The organism is Promicromonospora sp. MEB111 (genome assembly GCF_030209445.1).
GTDB lineage: Bacteria > Actinomycetota > Actinomycetes > Actinomycetales > Cellulomonadaceae > Promicromonospora.
Map to the genome: position 1 here is coordinate 145766 of NZ_JARVSD010000001.1, position 16680 is coordinate 162445.

The window sequence follows — 16680 nt, forward strand, 5'->3', positions numbered from 1 at the left end:
TCAGACCTCCCGCTCGTGCGGCAGGAACCGCGGGATCGGCTGGCCGAGGCTGATCTTGCGCATCCACAGCAGGCAGACCACGTACGCGCAGAACAGCACCACGGCCACGACCTGGCCCAGCGGCGAGTCGTACCCGCTCAGGTACCCGGACATCGCCGTGGCGACCAGCACCACGAGGGTCACGATGGTCACCCAGCGCACCGTCGCCCGGCCGGTCGCACGCTCGGTCTCGATCTCGCGCCGCGCCTTGGCCTGCGCCGACAGGGACTCGGCGAGCTGCCGGAGCGCGGGCGCCACCGCGCCGGTCCGGTTGTCCGACTCCAGGATCATGGCCGACGCGATCATGTCGGCCGAGTAGTCGTCCATCTCCTCCGCCCACCGGTACAGGGCGGGCTTGATGGGCTGGCGCGCCTCCAGGCGCGCCACGAGGCGGGCGAGCGACGGCCGCACGGACGGCGCGGCGCTGTGCAGCGTCGCGGCGATCCCCTGCTCCAGCCCGACGGCACCGCCCGACAGCACGCCGATCAGCGACCGCACCCAGGCGGTCAGGTCGGTCAGCTTCTCCACCTCGTTGGACTGGGTGGTGGTGCGGAACAGCGACGGCAGGCCCACGATCAGCACCGGCACGATGAGCACGAGCGACCACCAGCCGGTGACGATCCCGACCACCAGGCCCACGGCCGCGCCGATGCCCAGGATCTTGCGCTGCGGGTAGAGCGGCCCGCCCTTGGTCAGGCCCAGCAGGCGGAGCAGCCCGTGGAAGGGCGGGGTGGTGCGCTTCGGCCTCGGCGTCGGCTCGTACCGCTGCGCGCCGACGACGACGAACCACACCCCCAGGCCCAGGCCCAGGCCCGTCAGCACCGCTATCAGGGTGGTCATGACGTCTCCCAGAGCCCGTCGCGGTAGTTGAGGAGGCTCGCGTCGAAGCCCTCGGCCTCCAGGTCCGCGAGGAACGACGGCGTCACCTTGGGTACCGCGCGACCGCCCGGCCCCGGCTCGAACACGTCGGTGATCGCCACCGGGTTGCCGGCCTCGCCGCGCGTCACCTCGATCACCTCGGAGACGTAGCGGACCCGCCGGCCGTCCCCCTCGGAGTCGACCCGGAGGAAGACGATCAGGTCGATCGACTGCGCGACCTGCCGGTACGCGTACGTCTCCGACAGGGTCGAGTCCTGCACGGCCATACCGACCAGGCGTTCGACGACGTCGCGGGCGCCGTCGGCATGCACCGTGGACAGCGAGCCGTTACCCATCTGCATGGCCTGGAACATGGACACGATCTCGGGCCCGCGCACCTCGCCGACGATGACGCGGGAGATGTTGTGCCGCAGGGACTCGTACACGTTGACGTTCGTGTTGATCTCGCCGACGCGGCGGCCCGATGTGTTCATCTCGCCCGAGCCCTCGCGCGTGCGCAGCGCGACCACGCGCTTGTGCTTCTCGGGCTCGAGGTGCAGGTAGAGCTCGTAGTCGGTCTCGATCGTGGCGATGGACTCCCACGGGTCCAGCCCGGCGCAGAGCGCGCGGAGCAGCGTGGTCTTGCCGCTGCCCTGGCCCTGGCCGGACACCACGATCGACTTGCGCGCGCGCACCGCCGCCGTGAGGAACTCGACCAGCACGGTGTCGATGGTGTGGTTCTCGCGCAGCAGCTCGAGGTCGACCGACTGCAGGCGCTGCAGGCGGATGGTGACGCGCGGCCACGGGACCACCCAGCCGACGGCGGCCAGCCGCACGCGCCCGGGCAGGTCCAGGTTGAGGAACGGGTTGGCCCGGGTGAACGACCGCTCGTTCGCCGGGTCGCGCGCCGCGAGGAACTGCAGGAAGTCGATGAGCTCGGCGTCGGAGTCCGCGATGGGCTCCGCGTACGTGCGGCGCCCGTCGCCCATCAGCATGAGCACCGGTGCGGTGCCCGTGATCTCGATGTTCTCCACGTCGGGGGTGTCGATGAGCGGCTGCAGCCGGCCCAGGCGGAACAGCGCGTCGAACAGCGCGCGCGTCACCTCGACCTGGTACTCGGTGGTCCAGTTGCGCTGACCACCCGACAGCAGGGCGTCGTTGTGGTCACGCACGACCTGCTGGATCAGCTCCTGACCCAGGGCCTCGCGCTGCTCCTCGTCCAGCTCGCGCGCCGCGAGCGCCGTCGTCAGCCGCGAGGACACCTCGCCGCGCAGGCTGTTGACCTGGCGCCAGAACTCGGAGTCGCGCAACCGCGGGTTGCCCGGCTGGCCGTGGTACTCCCGCTCGGTCCGAGCCACCCCGACCCAGGGCGAGGTCCCGCTCCCAGACGACGGCGGCGCGCCTCCTGCGGACCGGGCCGGGCCGGCACCCCCGGGGTCGACGGTGGGGGGCCTGCCGTTGCCCGGCTCCACGGCCGGCGGGGTCCAGGTGTTCTGCACGGCGGCAGGGCGTCGGCCCGGCATGGTCTCCGCATCGGTGGCAGGGGCACGACGCGGGAGGGCCGGGGCCCGGTCGTCCGCGTCGTGGAAGATCGGCAGGGAGGAGAGGTCGGGGAACTCGGGTGTGCTCACGCGTCACCCCTTCCGTCGCCCTGCCACGGTCCGGCGCCCTGCACGCTCCACGACGCGGAGCGTGCGCTCGTGCCGGACTGCTCGGGCGGACGCCTCGGGCCGGTCCCCCGGCCGACCTCGCGCGGCCCGGTGGAGAACCGGGCGCGCCGCTTCTCGGTGCGGTCCTGGAGGCGGGAGATCACCGGAGCGGCGGAGCGGACGAGCGGGGACGTCGAGTACCGCCGTCCGGCGGGCGATCCCACCGACAGCACCTCGGCGTTCACCGGGTCCCAGGCGAGCGAGCCCACGGTGCCCAGGCCGAGCGTCCGCGCGATCTCGTTCGCGTCGTACGGCCGGCCGGGCCCGATGGTCAGCGCCGTGAGGTTGGTGAGGTCGCGCGCCGCGGCGTCGACGACGGACGTGCGGGACTTGACGAGCTCGCGCGTCACCGCGATGTCGGGCAGGCGGGACCCGGTGGTGATCAGCACCTGGTCCGCGAGGCGGACGATCGGCTCGCGGTCCTCGCGCACGGCACCGCCCGTGCCGAGCCGGCCGAGGTCGACCAGCACGTCGATGCCCCCGCGCTCCAGCGCCACGAGCTGGTTGGCCAGCGGCCCCCAGAGGTTCGCGACGGCGGGTGCGGTGTGCGGGCTGACGATGCCGGGGAGCAGCTTCTTGTCCGGATCGTTTCGAACGAGAGGAATCGTCTGCTCCCAGAACGCTGCCTCGAGATCGCCGTGGGAGTGCGCGATCGCGAGCGGCTGCAGACCACGGTCGTGCGGGAGCTGGCCGCGGAAGTACCCGGCCAGGATCGACGACCCGGCGAGGTCGGCCTCCACGAGCAGCACGGGGCGAGGCCACTGGAGCGCCAGCACGAGGGCCGCCGTCGTCGTACCCGGCGAACCCTTCGCGTTGGCCAGGGCGATGAGAGCCACCGGATCACCCGGCCCCGACGGCGTCGATGACGATGGCAACCCGGCCCGTCGCGGCGCGGGCCGCGAGGGCCGCCGCGTTGCCCGACGCCACCTGCACGTCGACGACCTTCTGCTCGCCGAGCGCGGCGTCGGTCGAAACCCCGATCACCGTGGCGGCGATCGCGAACGGCGCCTCCACCGGCGGCTCGCCGCCGGTGGCCGGTGTCTCGACGACGCGCACGGAGTCGCCAGAGTGCAGCGGGCTGGTCGGCATCTGGCTGGGCGTCAGTGCGATACCCACGATGGACTGACCGGACGGGGGTGCGAGCTCGTCCGTGAAGCTGTCGGGCGTCAGGAGCTGGCCCGGCTTGAGGTCGGCCGTCGCGATCTTGCCCTCGACCAGCTTGAAGTCCTCGGCCGAGACAGCCTCGAGCGAGGTCGGCCCCGTGGGCAGCTCGGCGGTCACGATGTCGCTCGCCGCGATCGCGGTGCCGCGCGGGATGTCCGTGTTGACGGCCAGGACCTGGTACGTCTTGCCGAGCGTGGTGGCCAGGTAGAGGCTCGCCAGCACACTCAGGGCCACGAGCGCGAGACCCAGGGCGATCAAGGCGGGCCGGCGTCGAGCGCGCGTGGGTTTGAGCGGCCCGGGGGGTGCGGGTCGCTGGGGTCTTGTCACGGACCGGGCGTGCTGCTCCTGGTTCGCGACCTTCGTGCCACTGCTCACCGTGCCGTCTCCTCCGAGCCCATCGACAGAGTCCGCCAGGGGTCTTCCCGGAGCGGAACCCGTCGAGGATCCCATGCCTGCGCCTGTCTCCACCGTGCTCCCGCCCGTGCTGTCGAGGGCCTCCTGCGGTGTCACACGCGTGTCACCGCAGGTAATCCTCATCCAGACGGGCGAACCCGGCAGGTTGAACGCTAATCAGCGTTCAGGATGCCCGCTAGGTCAAGGAGACTTCAAAAGTGTGGAGATGACTTGAATATTGAGTGACCCTCAGCAAATCGTTCGCTGGCACGCCCAAACCACAGCTGTGGCATTGACTCTGCAGGTCAGACATGAGATGGCGGAGCTTCCCCCGGCCTCGGCCGTGGAGGAATCGTCGAGGCAGCCTTGACGATGCCGTGCCGACGAGCGCCCGCCGACCGGTCTCCGCTCGGTCCCGGACAGGACGAGAGGGCCCCGCTGGCGGTGGGACCCTCTCGCGATGAGGCGAACTTCGGACGACTTCAGGGCATCACGCACCCCCCAGTGCTCAGCCCGTCGGCCGTCGTCGTCCCTCACCATCCCGTTCGCCCGGTTGTCCCCCAGACAGACCACCGGACTGAACGGCTTCCGCCAGCCGTCGCACTGCGCGACTCGCCCGCTGGCGCAAGGCTGCGTGCGAGATGCCCAGCTCGTGGGCCACCCGCCGCTGATAGTTCCCGCGACCCGAGCCGAGCTCGGCGTACTCCGGGAGATCGGGGTCCGGCGCGTAGAGCCGCGCCAGAAGTGCTGACTCGTCCCTCGTGAGGACGTCCTTGTCCAGTCCCCACGCGATGACGTCCAGGACCTCGCCCGTCGGGCCCAGGGACAGGCTCGCGAGCGAGTAGACCGCGTCGGGTCCGGGCTCGGGCACGGTGGGCCGCTCGAGGACGGTCAGTGTGTCCGTGTCGGTGGGGATCTCCGCCACCTGGGGACCGCGGCTCGCGCGGCCGCCCCGTGCGTGCGGGGCCCGGTCGCCGACGACGCGCGTCAGGGTGTGCCCCTGCAGGCGCATCGCGACCCGGCTGCTGCGCTCGAGGTCGTAGTGGGTGATCGCGTCCCACATCGCGGCGGCGGCCTCCTGCTCGAGGTCCTGCACGTCCGGGTAGTGCCGGCGCGACCGGCGCACGATGGTGCGGACCGCGGGCAGCATGCACTGCAGCACCGCTCGACCCGCGGCGAAGCTGCCGCTCGCGTGCTCCACGATGAGCGCGTACAGCACCTCGTCCGCCTCGTCGGGCGCGAGCCGCACGGCCTCGCCCCGTCGCAGCCCCGCGAGGCGGGGGAACCGTGCGACGAAGCGGTCGATCTCGGTGGCGAACGATCGCGTACGGACCAGGTCTGCCCAGTCGTGGTCAAGCTCTCGCATCAGCGTTCCTGATGCCGACGCCGGTGTGCGTGCAGGCATGGCGGTTCCCCCCTCCGTCTGCCCCGAGTCCACCGGGAGGGTGTTGCCCGCCACTGTTGCCCACTCGTTCCAGGCCCATGTGACCTGCATCACACTCGGCCAAACCCCTGCTCGACCGATGTCACACGAACGCTTCACCAGCCATTTGTGCTCACCAGACGCAACTGACGGATCAACGGGAGAGGCGAGATGAGCAAGGACGAGCTCGACCAGGCGCCCGGCGCCGGACTCGGCAGCACCGACCTCGGCAGTACGGACCTGCAGGCCGCGGACCCCGGTCCTTCGGCCTTCGACCACACGTGGTCGCTGCTCCGGGACACGGCCGAGGTGCACGCCGCACGCGGTGAGGTGGCACCCGTGGTGCGCGACCTCATCGCATCGCTCGCCGAGGACCCCCTCGGCGAGAACGACACGACGATCCGCCTGACCGAGGCGCTCGACAGCCCCCGCGTGCGCAGCGCGCGCGAGGCCCGCGCGCGCATCCGGGCAGACCTGCAGAACGAGGTGCACACGCGATGAGCTCGCTCCTCGTGCGCCGTCGGGGCAAGAAGGCCGCCAAGCCGGCCGAGCTGCCCGGCCCCGCCGACGGCGCCACCGGTACCGCCTCGCCCTGGGCGGGCGGACCCGACCGGCCCGCGACGCCCGCGTCGTCGGGCGGCGGAGGTGCGGACGACGACCCGCCCCCGGCTGTCGTGGAGTGGTCCAACGGCCCCGCCCTGGCCACCAAGGCCTGGGGGGCGCTGCTCGCGCTGGCGCTGCTCGCCGGTCCCGCGGCCCTGGTGTGGACCGCGCTGCGGCCCGCGCCGGCCCCCGTCGCCGCGGCCGCCGGCACCGCGAGCACCGCTCAGTCCGCCGCCGCGACCGAGCGCGCGGTCGAGCTCGTGGAGACCTGGCTGCGGGCCGACAGCAACGACCAGCAGCTCATCGCCTCGCTGACGAACGCCCCGGTCGGCACTCTCCCCCAGGAGGGCCTGACCATCCGCGACTCGTCGGTGGCACAGGTCGAGGAGGCGGAGAACGACGTCTGGTCCGTGACGGTCGGCGTCGACGTCGCAGAGCCCGCCCCGGGCTCGACGCCTCCGCCCGCCGACGCACAGGCGAAGGGCGAGCAGGCCGAGGTCCCCCTCGTGTGGGTGCGCCGCTACTTCCAGGTGCCGGTGCTGGTGCAGCGCACGGACACCAGGTACTCCGGCCCGGACCTCGCGGTCACGGCCCTCGCGCTGCCGTCGCCCGTCCCCGGTCCCGCGGCCGCCGCCGACCCGCCGGACCTCGGCTACTCCGAGACCATCTCCCCGACGTCGCCGGCGGGCCAGTCCGTCGCCGGGTTCCTCGCGGCCATGGTCGCGGGCGACGGCGAGATCACGCGCTACCTGCGCCCCGGCACCTCCGTCTCGGCCGTGACCCCGGCCCCGTACACGGCCGTGGCCGTGACGGGCATCAAGGGCTCGCACGAGGTCACGGAGGACCCGGCCGACGGCGACGGCACGCACGCCCTGACCACCGTCGAGCTCACGCGGCTCGACGGCAACAAGACGACCGCCCAGTACGTCCTCACGCTCGTCGCGCGGGACGGCCGCTGGGAGGTTGCCGGCGTTGAGCCGGCTGTCCGTATCGACACGACGCCAACCGGCACGACCGACCCCGGCACCGCCGGGGAGTAACGAAGGAGAGAACCATGATCAGCGAGATCGTTATGGCCGACGGCTTCCTCGACCTCATCACCGTGAAGTCCGAGGAGGTCAAGAGCGCGATCGAGTCCGTGACCTTCGTGGTCGTCATCCTCATGGTCGTCATCACCGCGGTGAAGACCAAGATGTCGATCGCGGCCATCCTGATGTCCGCGATCGTGGGCGGGATCGTCCTGTGGCTCGTGAACGGTGGCATCAACGTCACCTCCGAGCTCGCCCGGGACGAGTTCGACTCCGCTCCGGCGATCGTGAACACGCAGACCGTTCTCTGACGGGCGCGCAGGAGCAGCAGGTCAGGAACATGGGCATGGCGCTGGGGGCAAGGCACAGGGTTGGTCGGACGGGTGCGTTCGTGCGCCCGGCATGTGGTGAGGAGGGTGTCCGGTGACCGAGACCGCGAAGTTCTACACGAAGGCCCGACGCATCCCCATGCTCGTGGGGAAGCTGCCCAGCGGCGGGCGCATCTGGGGTGGTCCGTACACCATCACCCAGGTGGGAGCGGGCGCCGTCGTGGCGTTCGCCCTGTGGAAGACCGCCCCCCTGTGGGCGCAGCTCGGCGGTTTCATGAACATCGTGGTCGCCGTCGGGGTGGTCGTCGGGGTCGTCTGGGCGACCGGCAAGCTCCCGAGCACCGGGCGCAACCCCGTCGCGTTCGTCATGGACGCGATGAACCTGACCTCGAGCCCGGGACGTCTCGTGGGCGGACAGGTGTCCCTGCCCAAGCCGCGCCTGATGACGCACCGCGTCATGGCCGTGGTGCCGGGTGCCGCGGTCAAGGCCGAGCGGCTCACCGGGCCGACGCCGCGACCCGCCGCTCCGGCCGGGACGACGCGACCCGTCGTCGTGCAGCCGGTGCCTACCGAGCTGCTGCCGGAGCTGACCGGCCGCGGTCCCGCGGACGCGACGTTCGAGGGCCGCCGGCTCGACCCGGGTCCAGCGCCACAGACCGGACCGCAACCAGGACGGCAACCGGACCCGCGACCCGGCCCGCAACCCGCCGCGCAACCCGGCCGGCGCTCGTCGGCGGACTGGGCGGCAGCAGCCGCGACCGCGGCGGCGGACCGCAGGAACGCCGACCTCACCGGCGTCGGCCAGCTGCTGGCCGGCAAGCCGAAGAACACCGACCGCACCGCACCCACCACCCCGCGAGAGGACTGAGCCCCCATGCTGAGCCACATCTCGGCCCTGACGGACGGCCTCATGTGGACCCGCACCGGGACCGTGTGGGCGGTCTGGCGCGTGTCTCCCGTTCCCTACGCGTTCCAGCCGGACGACAAGAAGCACGCCGCGCGGCGTCACCACACCGCGCTGTACCGCGCACTGCGCGGCGAGTCCCTGCATCTCGGCCTGACGGCGGCCACCGACCCGGCGTCGGTGGTGCTCTCGATGATCGAGGGCGTCGACCTGTCCGAGCGCGAGGCCTGGGCCGCCGAGTGCGAGGCCACCCTCGACTTCCTGGAGCAGATCCCGATCGGGCGGCGCGTCCACTGGATCGCCGCACCCCTGGCGAACCCGGGCGCCAAGGCGTTCATGGAGCCGCTGCAGGCGAGCTGGACCACGCTCCAGGACACGCTGATGATGCCGCGGTCCGTGCCGGGCCGGCACGCGATCGGCGAGCGGGCCGCCCAGGCGGAGGCGCTGCGCAAGGAGATGCCCTCGGCGTTCGACCCCCAGCCGGCGTCGGTGGCGGAGATGGCCTGGATGTTCGGCCACGCGATGCAGCGCGGCCTCGGGCTGGACACGGCGGTCCCGGTCGACGGGTCGCTGGATGCCGAGATGCACCTGTCCGGTCCCTCGGTCCTGCCGTCCGCGCTCGTGGACCCGGCCGGGCAGACGGACTCGGAGAAGAAGCTGGGGCCGCTGCAGATCCTGAAGCGGCCGTACGTGAAGGTGCTCGACCCGACCAACCCCGAGCTCGCGTCGTACCAGACGACGCTCGTGGTCAGCGACACGCCGTCCGGCGGGATCGTGTACCCGGGGTGCGAGTGGATCGGGCGTGTCGACGAGTCGGGTGTGCCCTGCGACTGGGCCATCCGCATGACGGTGCGCTCGCGCGACGAGGTGACCAACCGCAACCGGCGCGCGGTGCGGACCCTCAACGACCAGTTCGACCAGCGCTCCGAGGAGGAGCGGGCCGGGTCGTCCCTGGACACGACGGCGCGCGCGCTCGGCGAGTACCAGGCGGTCATGGACGCGGACGAGCTCGAGGTCGAGGTCGACGCCACCACGATGTTCACGGTCTCGGGCCACACCCCGGAGCAGGCGCTCGACGACGCCCGCGACCTGACCAAGTACTTCGCCGCCATGCAGTTCTCGCTGCGTACGGACCCCACGATCCAGCCGACGCTCTTCGAGGCGACCCTGCCGGGCATGCCCACGCCGCGTGCCGTGCGGGAGTACTCGCAGATCACGACCGCACGGGCCTTCTCCGCCGCTGTGCCCTTCGCGACGACCGAGCTCGGCGACACCTCCGGCGCGCTGTTCGCCCTGGAGATCTCCAACGGAGCGGCCCGGCCCAACCCGGTGTTCGTGAACCTGGCCGGCGCCACCGACAAGCTCGACGTGGCGCTCGCGATGGGCTTCGTGGGCGAGCTGGGCTCGGGCAAGTCGGTGAGCATGAAGACCGTGGCCATGGACAACGTGGACATGGGCGCCACGCTCATGGCGGTGGACCACACGGAGATGGGCGAGTGGGGCATCGCCGTCTCGGAGATCCCCGGCTCGCAGGTCGTGGAGATCTCCGAGGACGCCACCGTGTCCATGGACCCGCTGCGGATCCTGCCGCCCGCGCAGGCACCGCGCGTCGCCCGCGCCTTCCTCACGGTGCTGCTGTCGGTGCAGACCAAGTCCGAGCAGAACGTGCTGCTGTCCAAGGTGCTGCAGACCGAGTACATGTGGCGGCACCAGATCACGTCGCTCGGCTCGCTCGCCCGGCACCTCGAGCAGGACTGCGAGTACCCGGGCGCCCGGATGCTGGCCGACGAGATGCGCATCTTCTCCGAGCTCGACTTCGGACGCGCCCTCTTCGACGACACGCTGCCGCCGCTCGACCTGGGCTCGCCCGCGATCGTGCTGCACACGCACAAGATGCAGCTGCCCTCGCGCGCCGACATGGAGCACGGGCACCTGTTCGCCGAGCTCAAGGCGGAGAAGGTGTTCGGCCGCGCCACGTTCGCGCTCATCGCGGCCCTCGCCCGCTACCGCTGCTTCGCGGACCGCTCACGACTCGACATCTTCGCCGCCGACGAGGCGTCCAAGACCATGTCGTCGCCCGAGGCGGCCGAGGAGATCGGCACGTTCATCCGCGACGGTCGCAAGCACAAGGCGGCGCTGCTGCTCGGCAGCCACGACGCCGAGGAGGACTTCGGCAACGAGGTGGTACGCGGCCTGATCCCGTTCCGCGTGCTGCTGCGCCACCGCGACTCCAACCTCGCCCGCAGAGGCTTGCGCTGGCTGCACGGCCTGCCGACCGACGCCCCCGTGGACGAGGGCCTGGTCAAGCTGGTCACCGAGGGCACCGCCCCGGTGACGGACGCCGCCGTCGGCGTGGTCGAGGAGCGCCGCGGGGAGTGCCTCATCCGCGACTTCCAGGCCCGGTACGGCCGGGCGAAGGTCATGGCGCCGCTCGTGGAGAAGCGCGCCCAGACGGTCAAGACGACGCCGACCAGCTCGACCGGTGCGGTGATCGGGGCATGATCGGGCTGGCGCCCCTCCCGTTCGCCGACCCGCAGGGTGGGCTGAACCTGGAGGACACGCAGGGCGTGGCCGTCGACCGGTTCATGCTCCAGTGGGACACGGGCTCGCCGTGGAACCCGCTGAACGTCGACTCCGAGATCTTCTCGACGCTCGCCGGCATGTTCTGGGTCTGGTACCGGGACATGGTGGCGGTGCAGATCTGGGTGCTCGACTGGGTGCTCGGCATGGACTGGCTCGGCTACATCCTGGCGCCGCTGGCCGGGCTGAGCATCATCGTGCAGGGCATGGTCGCGCAGATCGGCCTGCTCAACCTGATGCTCATCATCCTGGCGTTCGTCGTGGGGTTCTGGCTGCTCAAGGGCCGGTACGCGGGCGGCTTCATGGAGCTGCTCATCGGCTGCGTCATCGCCGCCCTGGCCACCGGGTTCCTCGCCAACCCCATGGCGACCATCGGCGGTGAGCAGGGCATCATCATGCAGTCGCGGAACGCCGGCATGGACATCGCCACGGGCTTCGCCACCGAGGGGGCGTCGTTCGAGCGGGACTCCACGGTGATCCGGGACGGCCTCAAGGGCCAGCTCGTGGACACCCTGCTCCGCGCGCCGCACCAGATCATCAACTACGGCTCGGTCGTCGACGGCACGGGCTGCGAGGACACCTACACCGAGAACGTGGGCCGAGAGAACGCCGTCGACGAGATCGGCGGGTGCGACGCGGCCTACAAGGAGGCGGCCTCCACGGTCGACGCCGGCACGGTGGTCTCGACGCTCAGCCTGCTCACCACCGGGTTCGTGTTCCTGCTGCTGTCCGTGGTGATCGTGGGCGGCACCATCTTCGCGGTGCTGCTGCTGGGCTGGTCGGCCATCAAGCTGCTCTGGCAGCTCCCGGTCGGCGTCATCTCCAGCGGCACACGGGCCCAGCTCTTCCGCACGTTCGCGAGCGTGGCCTTCGGCGCCGTCCTGGTCGCGATGGCCACGATGTTCCTCGTCGCCTGGATGAAGATGCTGCTCGGCTTCTACGACGCGACGAGCGGCCTGCCGTTCCTCGTGCGCCTGTACCTCTTCAACACCCTGGTCGTCGCGGGCGCCGTGTTCTACGTGCTCATGGGTGCGAGCGTGCGACAGGGCCTGCGGACGCTGGCCGACAAGCTCGCGGCCGCCGGCGTGCCCTCCCAGATCGGCGAGCCGGCCGCGATGCCGTGGGACGGCACCGCGAAGTGGCGCGACCGGTACAACAAGGCCAAGTCCTGGGCGGGCGTCGGGCTCGGCCCGGCCCCGGTGCAGCCGAACAGCAACGCGGTGGAGGTCGACGGCGACGACGCCCCGGCCGCGGGTCCGTCCGCCATGGACGGCACCCCCGGCGGCGGCACCGTCGGCGGTGCCGCGGCGGGGGCGGCCGCCGGAGCCGTCGCCGGGCGGGTGGCCGGAGACGACAACCGGACGGTCCCCATCCCCGTCGACGGCTCCGGCTACGACGGCGGACCGGACGGCGGGCCGGGCAACGGGAACGGCGGCGGCAACGCCTGGAGCACCGCCGCCCGGACCGCCCAGGACGGTTCGCCCGACGGCGGACGCGGGGCCGGCGACCAGGTGCCCGACGCGACGAACGTCGGCGAGAAGGCGGGGAACGAGCCGTCTCCCCACCTGCCGCCGACGGCCGGCGAACGGCTCAGCGACCGGCTGGGCAGCGCGGGCCGCGCGGGGACGTCGATCGCACTGCAGGCGGGCGCCATGGTCGCGAGCGGCGGCACGTCCGCCGCGGCGGCCGGGGCCTCCAAGGCGCTCACCGTGGTCCGCAAGGCCGGGCAGGCCAAGCAGGTGCTGGGCGCGGTGCGCGGCCTCGGCCGCCGGGGCGAGCGGTCGCAGAGCGCGGCGCGGCTCGCCCAGTCCCTCAACGCCGCACGCCAGGGTGGTGCGTCGCCGGGCGCCGGGCCGCAGCCCTCCGCGATCGTGCACAACCCGGGGCGGCGCCAGATGCGAGAGCTGGGCCGCTGATGAAGCGCACGGTGATCGTGGTGCTCACGGTGGTCGCCCTCGCGATCGGGACCTGGATCGGCTGGCCCCGCGAGGGCGGTCCCGCAGCCGACCCGACGGCGGAGGTGAACCCGGGCGCCGCCGCCCCCGGGAGCCAGGACGACTTCGACAACCCCGTGGGGACGTCCGACGACACCGACGACGCGGCCGCCACCGAGGCGGTCGACGGCGACCCGGCGGCCGGGGATCCCGCGGTCGAGGTGACGGCCGAGCCCGAGTTCGACGAGACCGCCCCCACCGAGCCCGTCGAGGCGACGTGGAACGACACCGTCCGGCAGGCCGCGCGGGACGCCGCCGCCGCGACCATCAGCGCGTTCGCCGCGACCGACCAGGCCGAGGACGCGTGGTGGGACGGCCTGAAGCCGCTCCTGACGCCGCAGGCGCAGCCCGTCTACCAGGACGTCGACCCGCGCCTCGTGCCGGTCGCCGACGTGACCGGTGACCCGGAGGTCACCGACGAGACGTCCACGCTGCTCGCGGAGGTCGCGGTACCGACCGACATCGGCCCGTACACGGTGCTCCTGACCCGGGCCGACGGCGGGGCGCCCTGGCTGGCCGAGCAGATCAGGCCGCCGGAGGGGTCGTGAGCGGGCGGGACACCGTCGGTCTCGCGACCCGGGTCGCGTCGCAGGCGGTCCGGTCCGCGAGGCCCGGCAACGGCAGGAAGAAGGACGACGGGACCCGGCGCGCGGTGCTCGTGCTGGCCGTCCTCGTCGCCGCCGTCCTGGCGGTGCCCGCGGCGGTGGTCGCGATGGTCGTGCTGGTGGGCGGCGCCGTGAGCGAGAACCAGTCGCAGAACGGCTGCAGCATGTCGGCGTCGGTGGTGCCCGCGGGCGGCCAGCTGCCGGCCGCCGGCGGCTTCACGGGTGAGCAGCTCCAGAACGCCGCGGTGATCCTCCAGGTGGGCCAGGAGCGCGGGGTCCCGGCCCGCGCGCAGGCCGTCGCGGTGATGACGGCGCTCGGCGAGTCCGGCATGCGCAACCTGAACTACGGCGACGACCGCTTCGGCGTGCGCAACCCGGACGGCTCGCTGACCTCCTCGATCGGCATGTTCCAGGAGCAGAAGTGGTACGGCACGGTCGAGGAGCGCCTCGACCCCGTGCAGTCGTCGGGCCGGTTCTACGACCGGCTGCTCGCCGTCACCGGCTGGGAGACCCTGGAGCCGACGATCGCCGCCCACAAGGCGCAGCGCAACGCCGACCCGTACCACTATCAGAAGTACTGGGACCAGGCGCTCCAGGTGATCCAGCTCGTCAGCGGCGCCGACCAGGCGGACCTCGACGCGCTGTCGCAGTCCATCCAGGGATCCGCGGCCGCCGCGCCCTGCATGTCCGGCTCCATCGGGCAGGCCGCCGTCAGCGCGGGCGGCTGGGCCAACCCGGCGGTCGGGTCCAAGGCGTCCGGGTTCGGGCCCCGCAACACCGGCATCGCCGGGGCGTCGACCTACCACCTCGGGCAGGACATCGCGGCGTCCTGCGGCACCCAGGTGTACGCGGCCGCGGCCGGACGCGTGGTGATCTCGGGCGCGACCGGCTGGGGCACCGGCAACACCATCCGCATCGAGCACGGCATGGGCCTCGACTCGACGTACGGGCACCTGCTCACCGGCACCAACCTGGTGCGCGTGGGCCAGACGGTGCAGGCGGGACAGCAGATCGCGTCCATGGGCGGCGACTCGCGCATCGACCCGGCGGGTGCCGGCACGTCGTCGGGCTGCCACCTGCACTACGAGGTGCGGATGAACGGCCAGGCCGTGGACCCGGAGCCGTTCATGGCGGGCCAGGGCGTGACCCTCGGCGTCGCGACGCCGGTCACCGAGCCGGTCTCCCCGGACGGTACGGACGGGACGGACGCCTCGGCGAACTGACCGATGATTTCTGCTGACCGCAGACGTCGACAAAAACAGGTCGCGATCGTCATCGGGAATACCGGACGATGATCCGGCGTCGTTAGACGTAGGTCGTGTGCAATGTCGCTCTCGATCTCGGCCCGCGTTCCGTACCGAGAGGGCATACCCCATGACGACCGAAATCCTTGACACCACTGAGCCGCTGGACGACCGTCCAGCCACCCGACCGCCGTCGGCCAGCGTCGACGCGCCCGCGGAGGCGCGCTCCGACAAGCTCGCCCCCGGCCACTTCCGTGCCATCGCGCTGCTGATGGCGAGCGCCTTCACCGTGATCCTCAACGAGACCACCATGTCGGTGGCGCTGCCGCCGATCATGGACGAGCTGGGCGTGACCCCGACGGTCGGCCAGTGGCTCACCACGGCCTTCCTGCTGACGATGGCGGTCGTCATCCCGGCGACCGGGTTCCTCATCAACCGGCTCGGCACGCGCGGCGCCTACCTGCTGGCGATGTCCCTGTTCACCGTCGGCACCGCCCTGGCGATGATCGCCCCGGGGTTCGGGGTCCTGGTGACGGGCCGCGTGGTGCAGGCGACCGGCACGGCCATCATGATGCCGCTGCTCATGACGACGATCATGACCATCGTGCCGCCGCACATGCGCGGCCGGGTCATGGGCAACGTCGGTCTGGTCATCGCCGCGGCGCCGGCGCTCGGCCCCACGCTGTCCGGCGCGATCCTGGAGCCGCTCGGCTGGCGCGGCGTGTTCGGCGTGGTCCTGCCGATCTCGGTCCTGGCGCTGGTCGCCGGCCTGCTCTGGATCCGCGACGTCTCCGACAAGGAGCACCACACGCTCGACCCGCTGTCGCTCCTGCTCACGCTCGTCGCGTTCGGCGGCCTCGTGTGGGGCCTGTCCGGCCTGGGTGAGGGCGCGCACGCGGGCGGCACGCTGAACCCGTGGATCCCGCTGGGTACGGGCCTGGTGTTCCTCGGCCTGTTCGTGTGGCGGCAGATCGTGCGGCAGCGGACCGAGTCCGCGCTGCTGGACCTGCGCACGTTCCTCGAGCCCAACTTCCGGGTGGCGATCGGCATCATGGCGGTCGCGATGCTCGCGATGCTCGGCACCCTGATCGTCCTGCCGCTGGTGCTGCAGGAGGCGATGGGCCTGACCCCGCTCCAGTCCGGCCTGATCGTGCTCCCGGGCGCGCTCGCGATGGGCCTCCTGGGCCCGGTCGTCGGCCGGTGGTACGACCGGGTCGGACCGCGTCCGATCCTCGTGCCCGGCACGGTGCTCGTGACCCTCGGCATCGGCATGCTCGCGTTCCTGCACCCTGGCATCTCGCCGTTCTACGTGCTCGCCGCCCACATCCTGCTGAGCCTGGGCCTGGCCGCGGTGTTCACGCCGCTGTTCAGCGCGGCGCTCGGGGTGCTCAGGCCGCACCAGTACTCGCACGGCTCGGCCACGATCAACACGGTGCAGCAGGTCGCGGGTGCCGCGGGCATCGCGCTGTTCATCGCGATCATGACGCTCCGCTCGGACACGCTGACCGCGGCCGGCGAGTCCGCCGCCGACGCCCTGACGTCCGGTGCGAGCCTGGCCTTCGGGATCGGCGCCGGTGTGATGGCGCTGACCATCGTTCTGGCCGCGCTGATCAAGCGGCCCGAGACCGACGGCGAGTTCCACGGCGGGCACTGACCTCCTGAGCGGCCGGTCGCCGCGGGCCTGACGAGGGCGGGAACCCCACCGGGTTCCCGCCCTCGTCGCGTGTGGCCGCCGGGGGCAGAGTGCACCCGATCAGCACCTGCTGGCCCTGCTGAACTTCGTTCACGCCTGACCCGACGTCTCCGG

14 protein-coding genes are annotated in these 16680 nt (G+C 72.2%); 9 read left to right on the top strand and 5 right to left on the bottom strand.

From position 1 onward, the window contains the following. The 5 genes from QRN56_RS00630 to QRN56_RS00650 form a co-directional block, all read right to left on the bottom strand. A complete protein-coding gene (locus QRN56_RS00630; protein ID WP_285100531.1) occupies positions 1-879 on the bottom strand; it encodes a type II secretion system F family protein in 879 nt (292 codons plus the stop codon). Beyond that, positions 876-2528 (bottom strand): TadA family conjugal transfer-associated ATPase, encoded by a 1653-nt coding sequence (locus QRN56_RS00635; RefSeq protein WP_285100532.1) that lies wholly within the window; start codon positions 2526-2528, stop codon positions 876-878. Before QRN56_RS00635 ends, QRN56_RS00630 begins: the two co-directional genes overlap by 4 nt. Further along, positions 2525-3442, bottom strand: coding sequence for a CpaE/TadZ family protein (locus tag QRN56_RS00640; RefSeq protein WP_285100533.1), 918 nt, complete (start codon positions 3440-3442; stop codon positions 2525-2527). The genes QRN56_RS00635 and QRN56_RS00640 overlap by 4 nt, the downstream gene beginning before the upstream one ends. Before the next feature lie 4 nt (positions 3443-3446). Beyond that, on the bottom strand, positions 3447-4145 hold the full coding sequence (locus QRN56_RS00645) for an SAF domain-containing protein (protein WP_285100534.1): 699 nt from the start codon (positions 4143-4145) through the stop codon (positions 3447-3449). Positions 4146-4671: 526 nt separating this feature from the next. After that, positions 4672-5529: a sigma-70 family RNA polymerase sigma factor gene (locus QRN56_RS00650; RefSeq protein WP_285100535.1), complete on the bottom strand. Its 858-nt coding sequence runs from the start codon at positions 5527-5529 to the stop codon at positions 4672-4674. A gap of 228 nt (positions 5530-5757) precedes the next feature. On the opposite strand from QRN56_RS00650, the gene QRN56_RS00655 reads away from it, so the two are divergent. The 9 genes from QRN56_RS00655 to QRN56_RS00695 all read left to right on the top strand — a co-directional run bounded on the left by QRN56_RS00655 (position 5758) and on the right by QRN56_RS00695 (position 16527). Then, a complete protein-coding gene (locus QRN56_RS00655; RefSeq protein ID WP_285100536.1) occupies positions 5758-6087 on the top strand; it encodes a hypothetical protein in 330 nt (109 codons plus the stop codon). Next, positions 6084-7229, top strand: a complete 1146-nt coding sequence (locus tag QRN56_RS00660) for a conjugal transfer protein (RefSeq protein WP_285100537.1) — start codon at positions 6084-6086, stop codon at positions 7227-7229. The genes QRN56_RS00655 and QRN56_RS00660 overlap by 4 nt, the downstream gene beginning before the upstream one ends. 14 nt (positions 7230-7243) lie before the next feature. Further along, a complete protein-coding gene (locus QRN56_RS00665) occupies positions 7244-7528 on the top strand; it encodes a hypothetical protein (protein ID WP_285100538.1) in 285 nt (94 codons plus the stop codon). A gap of 112 nt (positions 7529-7640) precedes the next feature. Beyond that, entirely contained in the window at positions 7641-8414 is a 774-nt protein-coding gene (locus QRN56_RS00670) for a hypothetical protein (RefSeq protein ID WP_285100539.1), read from the top strand. A gap of 6 nt (positions 8415-8420) precedes the next feature. Continuing rightward, positions 8421-10952: an ATP-binding protein gene (locus tag QRN56_RS00675; protein WP_285100540.1), complete on the top strand. Its 2532-nt coding sequence runs from the start codon at positions 8421-8423 to the stop codon at positions 10950-10952. Next, positions 10949-12946: a hypothetical protein gene (locus tag QRN56_RS00680; protein ID WP_285100541.1), complete on the top strand. Its 1998-nt coding sequence runs from the start codon at positions 10949-10951 to the stop codon at positions 12944-12946. The genes QRN56_RS00675 and QRN56_RS00680 overlap by 4 nt, the downstream gene beginning before the upstream one ends. After that, positions 12946-13572, top strand: coding sequence for a hypothetical protein (locus tag QRN56_RS00685; RefSeq protein WP_285100542.1), 627 nt, complete (start codon positions 12946-12948; stop codon positions 13570-13572). The genes QRN56_RS00680 and QRN56_RS00685 overlap by 1 nt, the downstream gene beginning before the upstream one ends. Next, on the top strand, positions 13569-14852 hold the full coding sequence (locus QRN56_RS00690; protein WP_285100543.1) for a M23 family metallopeptidase: 1284 nt from the start codon (positions 13569-13571) through the stop codon (positions 14850-14852). Before QRN56_RS00685 ends, QRN56_RS00690 begins: the two co-directional genes overlap by 4 nt. Before the next feature lie 151 nt (positions 14853-15003). Further along, the gene (locus QRN56_RS00695) at positions 15004-16527 is read left to right on the top strand and encodes an MDR family MFS transporter (protein WP_285100544.1); all 1524 of its coding nucleotides are present in this window, start codon (positions 15004-15006) and stop codon (positions 16525-16527) included. The last annotated feature ends 153 nt before the right edge of the window (positions 16528-16680 follow it).